General features: G+C 42.0%; 14 protein-coding genes. 2 read left to right on the forward strand and 12 right to left on the reverse strand.

Going from position 1 to position 14,274, the window contains the following annotated elements; translation table 11 throughout:
* Nucleotides 1-3: 3 nt before the first annotated feature.
* The 10 genes from hisIE to ACL8WY_RS12880 form a co-directional block, all read right to left on the reverse strand.
* Nucleotides 4-573, reverse strand: coding sequence for a bifunctional phosphoribosyl-AMP cyclohydrolase/phosphoribosyl-ATP diphosphatase HisIE (gene hisIE, locus ACL8WY_RS12835; RefSeq protein WP_436515158.1), 570 nt, complete (start codon nt 571-573; stop codon nt 4-6).
* Nucleotides 570-1,322: an imidazole glycerol phosphate synthase subunit HisF gene (hisF, locus tag ACL8WY_RS12840; RefSeq protein ID WP_436515159.1), complete on the reverse strand. Its 753-nt coding sequence runs from the start codon at nt 1,320-1,322 to the stop codon at nt 570-572. Before hisF ends, hisIE begins: the two co-directional genes overlap by 4 nt.
* Entirely contained in the window at nt 1,315-2,034 is a 720-nt protein-coding gene (gene hisA / locus ACL8WY_RS12845; RefSeq protein WP_436515160.1) for a 1-(5-phosphoribosyl)-5-[(5-phosphoribosylamino)methylideneamino]imidazole-4-carboxamide isomerase, read from the reverse strand. Before hisA ends, hisF begins: the two co-directional genes overlap by 8 nt.
* Entirely contained in the window at nt 2,031-2,609 is a 579-nt protein-coding gene (hisH, locus tag ACL8WY_RS12850; RefSeq protein ID WP_436515161.1) for an imidazole glycerol phosphate synthase subunit HisH, read from the reverse strand. The genes hisA and hisH overlap by 4 nt, the downstream gene beginning before the upstream one ends.
* On the reverse strand, nt 2,606-4,213 hold the full coding sequence (hisC, locus tag ACL8WY_RS12855) for a histidinol-phosphate transaminase (RefSeq protein ID WP_436515162.1): 1,608 nt from the start codon (nt 4,211-4,213) through the stop codon (nt 2,606-2,608). The genes hisH and hisC overlap by 4 nt, the downstream gene beginning before the upstream one ends.
* Nucleotides 4,206-5,888, reverse strand: a complete 1,683-nt coding sequence (hisD, locus tag ACL8WY_RS12860) for a histidinol dehydrogenase (protein WP_436515163.1) — start codon at nt 5,886-5,888, stop codon at nt 4,206-4,208. Before hisD ends, hisC begins: the two co-directional genes overlap by 8 nt.
* Nucleotides 5,889-5,967: 79 nt before the next feature.
* The gene (gene hisG / locus ACL8WY_RS12865; RefSeq protein WP_436515164.1) at nt 5,968-6,825 is read right to left on the reverse strand and encodes an ATP phosphoribosyltransferase; all 858 of its coding nucleotides are present in this window, start codon (nt 6,823-6,825) and stop codon (nt 5,968-5,970) included.
* A gap of 297 nt (nt 6,826-7,122) precedes the next feature.
* Nucleotides 7,123-7,722 (reverse strand): superoxide dismutase, encoded by a 600-nt coding sequence (locus ACL8WY_RS12870; RefSeq protein WP_436515165.1) that lies wholly within the window; start codon nt 7,720-7,722, stop codon nt 7,123-7,125.
* A gap of 63 nt (nt 7,723-7,785) precedes the next feature.
* Complete coding sequence (locus ACL8WY_RS12875) at nt 7,786-8,238, reverse strand: nucleoside deaminase (RefSeq protein WP_436515166.1); 453 nt, start codon at nt 8,236-8,238, stop codon at nt 7,786-7,788.
* A complete protein-coding gene (locus tag ACL8WY_RS12880; protein ID WP_436515167.1) occupies nt 8,238-8,792 on the reverse strand; it encodes a hypothetical protein in 555 nt (184 codons plus the stop codon). Before ACL8WY_RS12880 ends, ACL8WY_RS12875 begins: the two co-directional genes overlap by 1 nt.
* 91 nt (nt 8,793-8,883) lie before the next feature.
* Between ACL8WY_RS12880 and aspS the strand changes: the two genes are divergently transcribed.
* Together aspS and ACL8WY_RS12890 are read left to right on the forward strand one after the other, a co-directional pair.
* The gene (gene aspS, locus ACL8WY_RS12885; RefSeq protein ID WP_436515168.1) at nt 8,884-10,644 is read left to right on the forward strand and encodes an aspartate--tRNA ligase; all 1,761 of its coding nucleotides are present in this window, start codon (nt 8,884-8,886) and stop codon (nt 10,642-10,644) included.
* A 47-nt stretch (nt 10,645-10,691) separates the two neighbouring features.
* Nucleotides 10,692-11,627: a glycerophosphodiester phosphodiesterase gene (locus ACL8WY_RS12890; protein WP_436515169.1), complete on the forward strand. Its 936-nt coding sequence runs from the start codon at nt 10,692-10,694 to the stop codon at nt 11,625-11,627.
* Here ACL8WY_RS12890 and ACL8WY_RS12895 read toward each other — a convergent pair.
* Together ACL8WY_RS12895 and ACL8WY_RS12900 are read right to left on the reverse strand one after the other, a co-directional pair.
* Entirely contained in the window at nt 11,596-12,576 is a 981-nt protein-coding gene (locus ACL8WY_RS12895; RefSeq protein WP_436515170.1) for a tetratricopeptide repeat protein, read from the reverse strand. The two genes, ACL8WY_RS12890 and ACL8WY_RS12895, sit on opposite strands and share 32 nt — an antisense overlap.
* Before the next feature lie 7 nt (nt 12,577-12,583).
* Complete coding sequence (locus tag ACL8WY_RS12900; RefSeq protein ID WP_436515171.1) at nt 12,584-14,230, reverse strand: amidohydrolase family protein; 1,647 nt, start codon at nt 14,228-14,230, stop codon at nt 12,584-12,586.
* Between the last annotated feature and the right edge of the window lie 44 nt (nt 14,231-14,274).

Below are 14,274 nucleotides of genomic sequence, written 5' to 3' on the forward strand. Positions count from 1 at the left end.
GATTTATTTCTTCAGATGTCTTTCCATCAACTTTGCTTCCACATCTTCAAGTCTTAATCCTTGGTCTGCTAGCAGAACTAAAAAGTGATAAAGCAAATCGGACGATTCTTCGATTAGTAAGTCTTTCTTTCCATCCATTGCCTCGAGGATGACCTCAGTAGCTTCTTCACCTACTTTTTGAGCGATCTTTTTTGTGCCTTTATTGAAGAGTTCATTGGTATAAGATTTCTCCGACGGATTTGCCTTGCGAGACTGGATTACACCTTGAAGCTCATGTAAGAATCCAGAAGGTTCTTTTTCACCAAAACATGTGTACGTCCCTTTGTGACAGGTTTCGCCTTCCGGCAGCACCTTGATGAGATAGGTATCGTTATCACAATCTTCTGTTATGCTCACCACATTCAGAAAGTTGCCTGATGTTTCTCCTTTGGTCCACAGACGCTCTTTGCTGCGGCTATAGAACGTGACTTTTCCTTCTCCTCGAGACTTTGCAATTGATTCGTCGTTCATATATCCAAGCATAAGTACTTGGTTGGTTTGAGCATGCTGGATGATGGCTGGTATTAAGTTCATCTTACTGAAATGTTTTGATCTTTTAAATATGATTTTAAAGTAGGTATAGGAATCTCACCGAAGTGAAATACGCTTGCTGCAAGTGCACCTGTGGCATTGGTTTTTTCAAATACTTCTTTGAAATGCTCACTTGTGCCGGCACCTCCCGAGGCGATGACCGGAATATTCAATGATTGAGATAGCTTCTGAGTAAGTTCTAATGCAAATCCGGCTTTGGTGCCATCGTTTTGCATGGAGGTTAATAGGATTTCGCCCGCACCCAATTCTTCCACTTTTTTCGCCCACTCAAATACGTTTAATTCAGTGGCTTCTCTGCCTCCTTTGACGAAAACCTTCCATTCATCATTTACCAATCCTGCGTCGATTGCCACAACTACAAACTGGCTCCCAAATTCATCTGAAATTTCCTTCACTAATAAAGGATTTCGAACAGCAGCTGAATTGATACTGACTTTATCAGCTCCAGCCTCGAGTAATCGACTCACGTCTTCGAGAGAAGAAATTCCACCACCTACGGTAAATGGGATATTGATTTCATGAGCGATCTGCTCCACAAGCTCTGCAAATGTTTTACGCCCATCTACTGTTGCTGTGATGTCCAGGAAAACCAACTCATCTGCGCCTTCTTTCACGTATCGCTTCGCTAGCTCGATAGGATCTCCGGCGTTCCGAATATCAACGAAGTTTACACCTTTGACGGTTTGTCCGTCTTTGATGTCCAGACAAGGTATGATTCGTTTTTTAAGCATTGATTTCTGATAATTCTTTGAGTGAAATTCTATTCTCATAAATGGCTTTCCCAACAATCGCTCCTTCCAAACCATCTTCCTTTAACTTGATCAGATCATCCATGGTGGAAACTCCACCACTTGCAATGAGCTTTAGTTTCGGTAGTTCCTTTAGGATAGAATTATAAAGTTGGAATGAAGGCCCTTCCAGCATGCCATCTTTGGCGATATCCGTTGAGATGACATACGAGATGCCTTTGTCTACGTATTCAGAAATAAAGGCTTCTATTTCCTGATTTGTACCTTCTTGCCAGCCGGAAACAGCTATTTTCCCATCCATTGCATCAGCACCAAGAATGATTTTGTCTGCACCATAGGCGGTAATCCAGGAAGAGAAAAGAACCGGTTCTTTTACAGCGATGCTTCCACCAGTGATTTGATTAGCACCACTTTCGAAAGCTATTTTAAGATCCTGGTCTGATTTTACACCGCCACCAAAATCGATCTGCAAAGAAGTTTTTGTTGCTAGTTTTTCCAGCACTTTCCAGTTCACAATGTGCTTGGCTTTTGCACCATCCAGGTCGACCAAGTGGAGATGCTGTAATCCGACATCTTCAAAAGACTTGGCTACCTCCAGCGGATCTTCATTATAAATCTTTTTAGTAGCGTAATCTCCTTTGGAAAGACGAACACATTTACCTTCAATAATGTCTATGGCTGGTATTATTCTCATAATTTCAAAAAATTCTCAATCAACTTTCTGCCGCTTTCCGCAGACTTCTCCGGGTGAAATTGTACTCCATGAAAATTGCTTTTCTGTAGTGCCGATGCGAATGGAATCAGATAATCAGTTTCGCCAACCGTATCTGCTCCCACTTCCACATAATAGCTGTGAACGAAGTACATGTTTTCGGTAGTCATTATGTCCTTAAACAACGGACCCTTAGCAGAGTTGAAATCGTTCCACCCCATGTGTGGTACCAATCCTTTCGGAGGAAATCTCTTTACTTTTTCTTCAAAAATCCCCAAGCACTTCGTATCGCGCTCTTCAGAGTACGAGCACATCAATTGCATGCCCAGACAGATGCCAAGGAAGGGTTGTTCCAATGACGTCAGCACCTGATCAAGCTTTCTTTCTTTGAGATAGTTCATTGCGGATTTTGCTTCACCTACTCCTGGAAAAATTATTTTTTCAGCTGCTGCTAATTCCTCCGGATCATCTGTCAGTTTTGATTCTACACCTAATCTGTCCAATGCATTTTTGACAGATCGAATGTTGCCGGCATTGTATTTTACAATAGCGATCATAAAACTCCTTTCGTTGAAGGTAAAACTCCGCTATTGTCCTTACGAACAGCCATTTTGATCGCTCGGGCGAATGCCTTAAAAATCGATTCGACCTTATGATGATCATTGTCACCTTCTGCCCTAATATTAAGGTTGCACCTGGCAGTATCCGAAAAGGACTTGAAGAAATGTGAAACCATTTCTGTAGGTAACTCTCCCAAGTGTGTGGCCTTAAAACTGGCATCCCATTCCAACCAAGGTCGCCCACCAAAATCGATGGCGACCTGTGCCAAACAATCATCCATGGGAAGTAAGAATCCGTAGCGTTCAATTCCTTTACGTTCTTTGAGTGCATTGTTAAATGCCGTACCCAATGCCAACGCCGTATCTTCAATGGTGTGGTGTGGATCGATGTTTATGTCTCCTTTTACCTGCACATTTAACCCGATAGAGCCATGCCGCGCAATCTGATCCAACATGTGATCAAAAAAGGCTATTCCAGTAGAAATAGCACTATTTTTCGGATCATCGAGGTTTACCTCAATCTTAATTTTTGTTTCAGAGGTGGTTCTGATACATTGCCCGATTCTACCCGCAGCATTAAATTGTTCATCGTTAAGTGCAGCTAGTAACTTGAGATTTTCTTCTGGCGTTCCGATCGTAATTCTTAAGCAGTTAGCAACCAAGCTCGCACGATCCCGAACTACAACACCTTTTGCGCGCAAGTCAGCATAGGTCTTTGTAGCATCTTTGAATTCTACTAAAAGGAAATTGCCATCTGAAGGGTAGATTTTGCGGACGAAATCAATTTCTTTCAGGTTGGTAACTAGTTTGTCTCGCTCTTCCATGAGGATGGATACTTGCTTCTTGATTTCATCTGGCCGATTCAACGCTTCAATTGCTTGTTCTTGGGTGAGTGTACTTACGTTGTATGGTGGCTTGATCTTGCTCAAAACCTCAATGACCTCAGAGCTTCCAATACCGGCACCTAGGCGTACTCCGGCAAGCCCCAACGCTTTACTGAATGTTTGCAGAATGAACAGGTTAGGGATGTTGCTGCCTACCAGCGTCTCATCACTAAAATCAACATAGGCTTCATCGACCACCACCAATCCGCTGAATCTCTCAGCAATCGCTAAAATGGTCTTTTGATCCATTTTGTTGCCCGTTGGATTGTTAGGCGAGCAAATGAATATCAATTTCAATTCAGGGTCAGCCAGCTGATCTTTGATTGTCTCAAGATCAATTTGAAAATTCTCGTTCAGTGGTTGTTGGACTTCACCGACATCATTGATTTGTGCGCACACCGAATACATACTGAATGATGGTGTGAATGTTAATATCTTATCCCGACCGGGTTCGCAAAATGCTCGAATTAGCAAATCGATTAACTCATCACTTCCATTTCCAAATATGAGCCGGTCAGGGTCAACATCTCTGAATTTAGCGAAAGTCGATTTAAGTTCGCTTAGAGATGCATCCGGATACCTGTTCAATCCAAATCCGAACGGATTTTCATTGGCATCTAATGACACATCGGCGATTCCATCGAACTCATTTCGTGCGCTGCTGTATGGCTTCATAGCCAATACATTTTTACGCGCTATTTTATTTATGTCAAACATCTTCTTCGTTTTTATCTCCCCCTTTGGAGGGGGTTAGGGGGAGGTTTTTAATTTCTTCAAGCAAATAATTTCTAACTCTATCTACATTGCTGAGAATAGCATCATCTGGAATTCTAATTAGAGTAAAACCTAAGTCTTCTAGTGTTTTTTGCTTTGTTTCATCTTTTGCTACTACATCTTCATATGAATGTGTAATCCCATCAACTTCAATAACTAGCTTTAATGGGAGAGAAACGAAATCAACAATATATTGACCAATTGGTCTTTGCCTTCTGAATGGGTATCCTAAACTACTTGCTTTTAATACATATTTCCAGAGGGTTGCTTCTGCAATAGTTGAATCATTTCTTAGTTTTCTTGCTTTATTCTTCAGCTTTTTATTGTAGTGATGATTGTCTTTCCTCCCCCCGGCCCCCTCCAGAGGGGGAGTTAATAGCGTATTATTTTCCGTCTTCGAGGAGGTTTGGGAGTGGCTAGTTCTAATCTTTTCCAATCTCAAACTCACTGCATTTTTATGTGCTTGCAACTGTTCGGCCTCTGCCATTTTTTCAATATGAGGTCCAAGTTGTTTAATGCCTTGTTCACTCAATCGCTGAAAGGTGATTTTTTTTACGAAACTATCGAGAGAAACTCCGCTGTAGTTTCGGGCATATCCGTTAGTCGGTAGCGTATGATTAGTACCGCTTGCATAGTCACCGGCACTCTCGCAGCTCCAGTTGCCTAGAAATACGCTTCCTGCAGTTATGATTTTTTCAGCAAGAGCATCGGCGTTCTCAGTCGCGATAATCAAGTGCTCTGGAGCGTATTCGTTACTGAAATCTATCGCCTCATTTAATGTAGAGAACAGAATTGACTGGCTGTTTTGCAGGGCCTGCATTGCAATTTCTTTGCGCGGCAGATCGTCCACCTGCCTTTGTATTTCAGCACTAACTTCGGAGATTAAGTTTTCGGAATTACTCACCAGCACCACCTGGCTGTCGGGTCCATGCTCTGCTTGTGAGAGTAAATCAGCGGCCACAAATTCAGGATAAGCCTGATCATCAGCGATAATCAGTACCTCGCTTGGTCCAGCAGGCATGTCAATTGCTACTCCAAATTTTTGAGCCATTTGCTTGGCTGCAGTCACATACTGATTGCCTGGGCCAAATATCTTGTCAACCATAGGAATAGAAACGGTTCCGAAAGTCATAGCGGCAACAGCCTGAGCACCTCCGGTTAAGTATATTTTTTCGATTCCCAACAGTTTACAGGTCCATCCAATAACGGCATTAAGTTCTCCCGATTTAGTAGGAGGCGTGCAGACGATTATTTCCTTACACCCAGCTATTTGTGCAGGTATGGCAAGCATGAGCAAAGTAGAGAAAAGAGGAGCTGAGCCACCAGGAATGTAAAGGCCGACCTTTTGTATGGCTACACTTTTCCGCCAGCAGCTGACACCCGGCATAGTTTCTATCTGTCGTATTTCTTCTTTTTGGGAAAGATGAAATTGCTCAATATTTGATTTGGCTACCGTAATCGCAACAGCAAGCTCTGGCTCTATTTGAAAGTCTATAGAATTGAGATTAATGGAAAGAGCATCCATTTCAACTCCGTCAAATTGCTTGTTGTATTTGATCAAGGCCTTGTCGCCATTGATTTGCACATCACCCATGATAGAGCCAACAAGTTCTTCCATTTCAGAAAGATCGAAAGAAGGTCGCTCACAGAGACTTGGCCAACTAGCCTGCTTGGGATATGAATAATTCTTCATGTTGTTACACAATCATTTTTTCAATTGGACAAACCAAGATTCCCTCGGCACCTTTTTCTTTCAATTGGTCAATGACTTCCCAGAAATCATCTTCAGTGATCACGCTGTGCACACTGCTCCAGCCTTTGTCTGCGAGTGGAAGAACTGTTGGACTTCTCATTCCCGGCAACAGCTGAATGATTGCGTCCAGGCTTTCGTTTGGAGCATTAAGAAGAATATATTTATTCTGCTTTGCTGCTTTGGCTGCTTCGATTCTAAAGAGCAGCTTATCAAGAATTTCCTTTTTCTCGGCGGTCAACATGGTGTTGGCCACAAGCAAGGCTTCACTTTTGAGTGCTACTTCCACCTCCTTAAGTCCATTGGCAAGCAGCGTACTTCCAGTACTAACAATGTCAAAGACACCTTCTGCTAGTCCAATGCCCGGAGCGATTTCTACGCTCCCGCTGATCATCTCTACTGTAGCATCTATCTTATTTTTCTCTAAAAAGTTCTTCAAAATAACAGGATAACTGGTGGCAATTCGTTTTCCCGAAAACCATTCCAAACCAGTGTATTCTTCTTCTCTCCGGATAGCTAAGGATAATCGGCATTTTGAAAAACCAGTTCGGTTGATAACTTCTACCGGTTGTTGTTTCTCTAAGTATTCGTTTTCACCCACTATACCAATGTCGGCAACTCCTTCAGCCACGTACTGAGGAATATCGTCATCACGTAGATAAAATACTTCCAAGGGAAAATTGGAAGCGGTAGACATCAGCTTTCCTCCATTATTTATTTTGATGCCACACTCCTTAAGCAAGCCCATGCTTTTCTCGTTGAGTCTTCCGCTTTTTTGTACTGCTATTTTTAGAACTTCATCCATTGCTATTGATTAATTTATTTCTCCTAACCCATACAACTGGGGTATGTTTGATTCGATTTTGAAATTTATTTTTTGCTTCAATTTGATTTTTAACTTCTTACTTTTTTAAATGATTTAGTATTGTGTAGCAATAAAAAAAGGCCTGTCGGTATTCCGACAGGCCTTTGTATTTATTTTGATATACTACAGCATCATCTTCTTACCTCTTCCGAGAGAAATTGTAATGATGTGCATGATGATGTAGTGTATTTGTTCTCATTTCTGAATGCAAATATATATCGATTTTTTTATTGAAGATTATCCTCCAAATTTTTGACTTACAGCATCCCAGTTCACTACATTGAAAAATGCATTAATGTAATCCGGACGTCTGTTTTGATAATTTAGGTAATAAGCGTGTTCCCAAACGTCAAGACCAAGGATAGGTGTTCCGCCGCATCCCACTCCGGGCATCAATGGATTATCCTGATTTGCCGATGAACATACTTCAAGAGTTCCGTCATCTTTTTTGCAAAGCCATGCCCAACCACTACCAAAGCGTGTTGCAGCTGCGTTACTAAACTCGTCTTTGAACTTGTCAAAAGATCCGAAGGCACTGTTGATAGCCTCAGCCAAAGCTCCTGATGGCTCACCGCCTCCATTTGGACTCATCACTTCCCAAAACAAAGAGTGATTCCAATGACCACCACCATTGTTTCTTACCGCTCCGTTATCCGAATGATTTTTAACAAGATCCTCCAATGATTTTCCTGCAAGATCTGTCCCGTCTACTGCTCCGTTCAACTTTGCAACGTATCCAGCATGGTGTTTTCCATGATGAATTTCCATTGTTTTTGCATCTATATGTGGTTCCAATGCGTCGTGTGCATAGGGTAGGTTTGGTAATTCAAAAGCCATAATTATGTGATTTTTATAGTTCCTTAAAAAATGATTTGTGAAGATAACAAGAGAATGGCATGTTTAGTTGCCTCTGAGCTTTTTAAAGAAGTCTTTTATCAAAATTTCACTTTCATTTGCCATCACTCCAAGTTTCATTTCGGTTTTCGGGTGTATAATGTCTTTGCTATAGTTCGAAAACCCTCGTTCTTTATCCAGCGCACCTATGACCACACGACCTATCTGTGTCCAAAACAATCCTCCGGCACACATACTGCATGGTTCTAGCGTGACAAAAAGTGTACACTCGTTTAGGTATTTAGATCCTAAGTGATTTTGAGCTGCTGTAATTGCAAGCATTTCGGCGTGGGCCGTAGCATCGCTCAGGCGCTCTACTCGATTGTGATCCTTTGCAATGATCTTATTCTCACAGACTACAACGGCACCAATAGGTATTTCACCTTCATCGTAAGCGTCTTGAGCCTCGATGAGTGCCTGCTTCATGAAGTGCTCATCACTGTAAATGCTCAGACTCATTATTTCTCGTTGACTTTTACACTATTCATGATCTCTTTGGCTACAGATTGATAAGTGCTCATGAGCCGTGCCTTGCATCCAAAGTTGAAAAGAAGCACTTGATTATTGTAAGAGGTGTATTGGATGTAGGTATAATATCGTGAAGACTTTGTTCCAGAGAAAGCATTATCACTTTTCAGCGAAGAAACGAATTCAAAGACAATAAAATTTTTCCCATTCACTTTCTGAATACCATCCTGAATAAATTCGACATTATCAAACATTGATTGAATACTCGCCTTATAAAACCCGTGTACCATTTCATCGTCTGAGGCTGTCCATCTCATCGGATTCCAATTTATACCAAGGTCAACCTCGCGATCCATGGTAGAATGCATAGCCAATGGTTCTCTTGCCGAAACAAATTTTCTCATTCGATCGCTGGTACTCATTAGCGTAAAGTTGGATGGTACCATATATGATATTTCATCATTGATTTGGTGTTTCTCCATCTTATCCTGAGCGATGGTCAAAAGAGGAAAAAGTAAGAATAGCGATAGTGCAAATATTTTCATATGCTCAAAGCTAAAAACTTGGCGGGTATTTTCAGGCGATGAACCTACCTTTGCGCCTTTATTTTCAGATTCATAGACTAACAGAGGATTTATGCTACGCACACACACTTGTGGAGAATTACGATCGGAACATGTAGGGCAAACAGTAACACTTTGCGGCTGGGTGCAAAAGCAGCGCGATAAAGGAGGCGTAGTATGGATTGATCTAAGAGACCGATACGGAATCACACAATTGATTTTTGAAGAAGGCGTAACGGATCAAGCTATTATTGACCAAGCAAAGAAGATAGGCAGAGAGTTTGTGGTGAAGGCCGCAGGTGAAGTAGTGGAGCGTTATTCAAAGAATGACAAGATGCCGACCGGAGATGTGGAGATTCGCGTGAATAAGCTGGAAATATTAAATGCATCAAAAGTCCCACCATTTACTATTGAGGATGAAACAGATGGTGGCGAAGATCTTCGCATGAAATATAGGTATCTGGATATCAGAAGAAATCCAGTGAGGGAGAAACTTCAGTTGCGTCACACTATGATGCAGAAAGTACGAGAATACTTGGATGGAGAGAATTTCTTTGAAGTGGAAACTCCTTATTTGATAAAATCAACACCGGAAGGCGCTAGAGATTTTGTAGTGCCGTCTCGAATGAATGAAAATCAATTTTATGCGCTGCCTCAATCTCCGCAAACATTTAAGCAGTTGCTTATGGTGGCAGGAATGGATCGATACTTTCAGATCGTAAAGTGCTTTAGAGATGAGGATTTGCGTGCAGATCGGCAGCCTGAATTTACTCAGATAGATTGTGAGATGACGTTTGTAGAGCAGGAAGATATTCTTCAAACTTTCGAAGGGATGACGAAATTCCTATACAAAGAAATCAAAGGAATCGAGTTGGAAAACTTTCAGCGTATTAGCTACGATGAAGCGATGACTAAGTATGGTTCCGACAAGCCGGATCTTCGTTTTGGTATGGAATTCTGTGAACTAAACGAGTTGACTCAAGGAGAAGGATTTGTTGTGTTCGATAGTGCTGAGTTGGTTGTTGGAATCAATGCCACAGGATGCGCCGAGTATACAAGAAAACAGCTGGATGGACTCACCGACTTTGTGAAAAAACCTCAGATAGGAGCTAAAGGACTCGTGTATGTAAAGTGTAATGAAGACGGTACGTTTAAGTCTTCGGTAGACAAATTTTTCGATCAGGAGGCTCTGAAGAGATTGGCAGACAAATTTGAAGCTAAACCTGGTGACTTACTGCTAATTCTGGCAGGAGAAACTGATCAGACTCGAAAAGCACTAAATGAACTCCGACTGGAAATGGGAGAGCGACTGGGCTTGAGAGATAAGAATAAAGTAGCAGCCGCTTGGGTGCTTGATTTTCCTTTGCTGGAGTGGGATGAAGAAACCGACAGGTATCACGCCATGCATCACCCATTTACAGCTCCAAAGCCTGAAGATGTAGAAAAACTAGCAACAGATCCAGGTGCAGTTCGTGCCAATGCCTACGATATGGTTATCAATGGTGTTGAGGCTGGTGGAGGCTCTATACGAATCCATGATCGGGATATGCAGGCGAGAATGTTTGAAGTATTAGGCTTCAGTAAGGAAGAGGCAGAAGCACAATTCGGATTTTTGATGGGCGCGTTCGAATATGGAGCTCCACCGCATGGAGGTGTAGCTTTTGGTTTCGATCGTTTATGTGCAATTATGGCTGGTGAGCAAAGCATTAGAGACTTTATTGCCTTTCCTAAGAATAATGCTGGAAGAGATGTGATGATTGATTCACCTTCAAATATTTCAAATGAACAGCTTGATGAGTTAGGTTTAAATTTGGTTGAACCAACAAAATCGTAGCTTTTGGTACTTTTTTAGTAACTTTTCCAGTCTAAATAATCACCCTAATGACTAAGAAGTTTTTACTTTACTCCGCGCCGTTTTTCATATTGTTCGGAGCATTGTCGCTGTTTGAGCCTTATCTGTACCGTCATTTATTTGCCAGTACGAATATTGATCGCCTGGCAGGCAAAGAGTTTCAAATAATAGCTCATAAAGGGGCTTCAGGTTTAGCACCTGAGAACACGATGGCTTCTTTCAAGAAGGCCATTGAGCTGGGAGTAGATCAAATCGAATTGGATGTACGCCACACAAAGGATGAAGAAATCATTGTATTTCATGATCAAAGACTTGATCGTGTCACCAGAGATACCTTAGGCAATCCTGTCACGGGTGATGTGCACGATTATACGCTCGCAGAGATTAAGCAATTTGAGGTAGGCTCATGGTTTGATTCCCAATACAAAAATGAAAAAATTCCAACCCTTCAAGAAGTTTTAGACTTTGTGGACGGCAGAGTTACAGTGCTAATAGAGATCAAGCACATGGATCATCCGCACTATCACGATTTTGCACAGAAGTTAGTAGATGTAGTACTAAGTGAAGAGGATGGGGAGAGTTGGATTATTCTGCAATCGTATGAGCCAAAGTATCTGGATGAAGTTCACGTACTGGATCCACTCATCCAGACAAAAGCACTTATAATCGGTGAAGATTCGGCACCACTTATTGCTTTTTATGTTGAAACCAGAATTCACATGGGAAGGGCTAAAGAAAGCAACCGAATGAAGGCGATCAATCCGCAGTGGGAGACTTTATCTCCAAGACGTATTTTTCAAATGCATGCCAAAGGATATGAGGTACATGCCTACCCGGTAAATGATCGTGAGGACATGGTGAAAATGTTGAATGCGGGAGTAGATGGAATAATCACCGATTACCCCAATGTCGCCATTCAGCTTCGTAATGAGATCATGAGACTGGGACAGGAAACGCAGCAGTAAGTTCTGCCTCTGCTGCGATGTATCCAAAGGCATCCCAGCTTGGACTTTCCAGTACTTTCAAAAATACCTCATTGGCATTATCGATATCACCTTGCTGCTGATACCAATTCCCAATGCCATAACCCATGGTAGGGTCAAGGCTTCCTACTTCTGGAAATGCCTTTTTCATTAAGTCATCGGCACTTTTTACTCCTTTGAATAGTAGCAGTAGATCCAGGTAAACATCATTTTCTACCATCTTCATTTTAGCATTTATTGGCTCAAGCAGCGGCTCTGCAAGTTCTGCATTGCCAATCTTTTTGTATGTCATGTATAACCAGTAGGTAGTGGCTGTCAATAAATCGTCATTGTCGCTAAACTCCATACATTTTTTGTAAGCAGAAATTGCCTTGTCATACCTTCCGTTGAGATAATGTGCTAATCCATAGTGATACCAAATATTGAACTTATCATTCCCCAATGGCTTATTAAGCTTGTTTGGAATTCCATCAGGTTCTGTTGCATTTGGAGCACCTACGCTATAATAGGCTGCCATTTCAAAATCTGTAATCGCTTTGTCCAACTGCCGTGTGGAAATGTAGCGATGGCCTCTATGTCTTCTGAGCTTGTAGGAAGTTGGAAACTTCTCAAGACCTGCTGTGAAAGCATTAATTGCTTCGAGATACCTTCCTAAATAAGCGAGCCTTCGGCCATGCCAAATAATTAATTCAAGGCTATCGGGATTTGCGTCGAGATTGGCCTTAGCCTCGATGAGGTTTGCTTCTAACTTCTGTTTCGCACTCTCAGTTAGTTGTTTGGGAGGCAGCTCTTCGCCCATGAAGTTGTAGATCTTTGTTGGATCCTTTTCAGCTATTGAGCCAGGTTCGTTTGAGACACGATTGATCGAATCGCTACTTGATTGGCATTGAAAAAATAGTGCTACGATTATGATTAGGTGGATTTTTTTCATTGATTTTTTATTCTTTCCAGTTCGGATATCCGGGTTGTTTTAATTCTTCGCCGTTCTTGGCTTCTTTCACCATTTCCCTCACTTCTTTCAAGAGCTCTCTGGCATCATAAATCACACCATCTTTAATCGTATACCTCACACCGCCAACTCTTGTAATCTCATTATCCTCAGTTAGCTTAATTGCGCCAGTTCCATAAAGTACTTTCAAGTTAGCCAATGGGTTTTCTTCTACAACGACCAGGTCAGCCATTTTCCCTACCTCTACTGTACCAATTTCTTTTTCCATTCCGAGCGCCTGAGCACCCATCAATGTGGCTGAACGGATGACTTCCAGGGGATGAAAACCTGCTTCTCGCAAAAGCTCTAACTCTCGGATGTAGGCAAACCCATATAGCTGGAAAATGAAGCCGGAATCCGAGCCGGTAGTTACCCGTCCACCACGATTCTTATATTCATTGACAAAGGTCATCCAGAGTTTATAATTCTCTTTCCATGCTACTTCTTCTTCCGTACCCCAAAAATGCCAGTAGGATCCATGCGATACTTTACTGGGCTGATAAAATTTCCAAAGCGAGGGTAGCGTGTAATCATTGTGCCAATCCGCATTTCTTGAGCGCATCAGGTCACGACTTGCTTCATAAATGTTGAAGGTTGGATCCAAAGTAAAGTCCAGTTCCAACAGTCGATTCATAACTTCATTCCATTTTTCAGAATACGGCTTTGCTGCTTGCTGCCAAAGTTTTCCTGCCTCTCCAAATCGATCCTGCTCGTTTTGATAATTATAATCAACAGGGTAGTCCTGAACAACTCTATCATCAAACATTGCTTCCGGTAATCCATACCAATGTTCCATAGACGTAAGCCCGGCTTCAGCAGAGTTCAGTACATTCCACCAGCCTACGTTGAGCTGAGCATGGTGACAAGCCGATCGTAAGCCGAGTCGCTTATTCTCCTTCAAGGCCGCCTCCATTACTTCTGGTGATGCCCCAAAGAATTTGATTCCATCAGCACCACGCCGATAGTTAGCCCGAACCCAGGAAATAGCTTCTTCCGCATTGGTAATTGGACCTTTTAGCACTTCGCTAGAGACTGATCGCTCACCGGGAAGGTTTCTGACTACTTTCACTTCCTCCAAATTCTGACCAAATGAAGTATAGGCTAGAATTCTAGGTGCACTTATTTCATTAGCAGCACTTCGATTTTTGTGTCTGAGTACCCAATCCAATCCATTTCCCGCTGATGGATCGCGTACCGTGGTGATACCATGTGCCATCCATAACTTGAATACATATTCTGCAGGTGTACCTTGGCTAGTTCCTCCTATGTGGCCATGCATGTCCACAAAACCCGGCAGTACATACATGCCTTCAGCATCTATTTCCGTACCATTTCCTTCAAGTTTGGGTCTTCTCTCGGGATTTATTTCTACACCCGGGTAACCAACCACCTGAACTTTCGTAATCTTATTTTTTTCAATGACAATGTCGACAGGTCCGATAGGTGGCGCTCCATTGCCGTTTATAAGCGTAGCTCCTCGAATAATTGTCATGTCATAGGGGCCTTCTCCGACAGTTCTGGAAGGTGCCGGGGTGATCTGCGATATTGAAATATGAAAGATCAAAGAAGTGAAAACAACGGTTAGGAATTTTTTCATGTTTTGTGATGTATTAACTTTTAGCTCAGATTTAAAAATAATCA

The organism is Ekhidna algicida (genome assembly GCF_051379705.1).
Taxonomy (GTDB): domain Bacteria; phylum Bacteroidota; class Bacteroidia; order Cytophagales; family Cyclobacteriaceae; genus Ekhidna.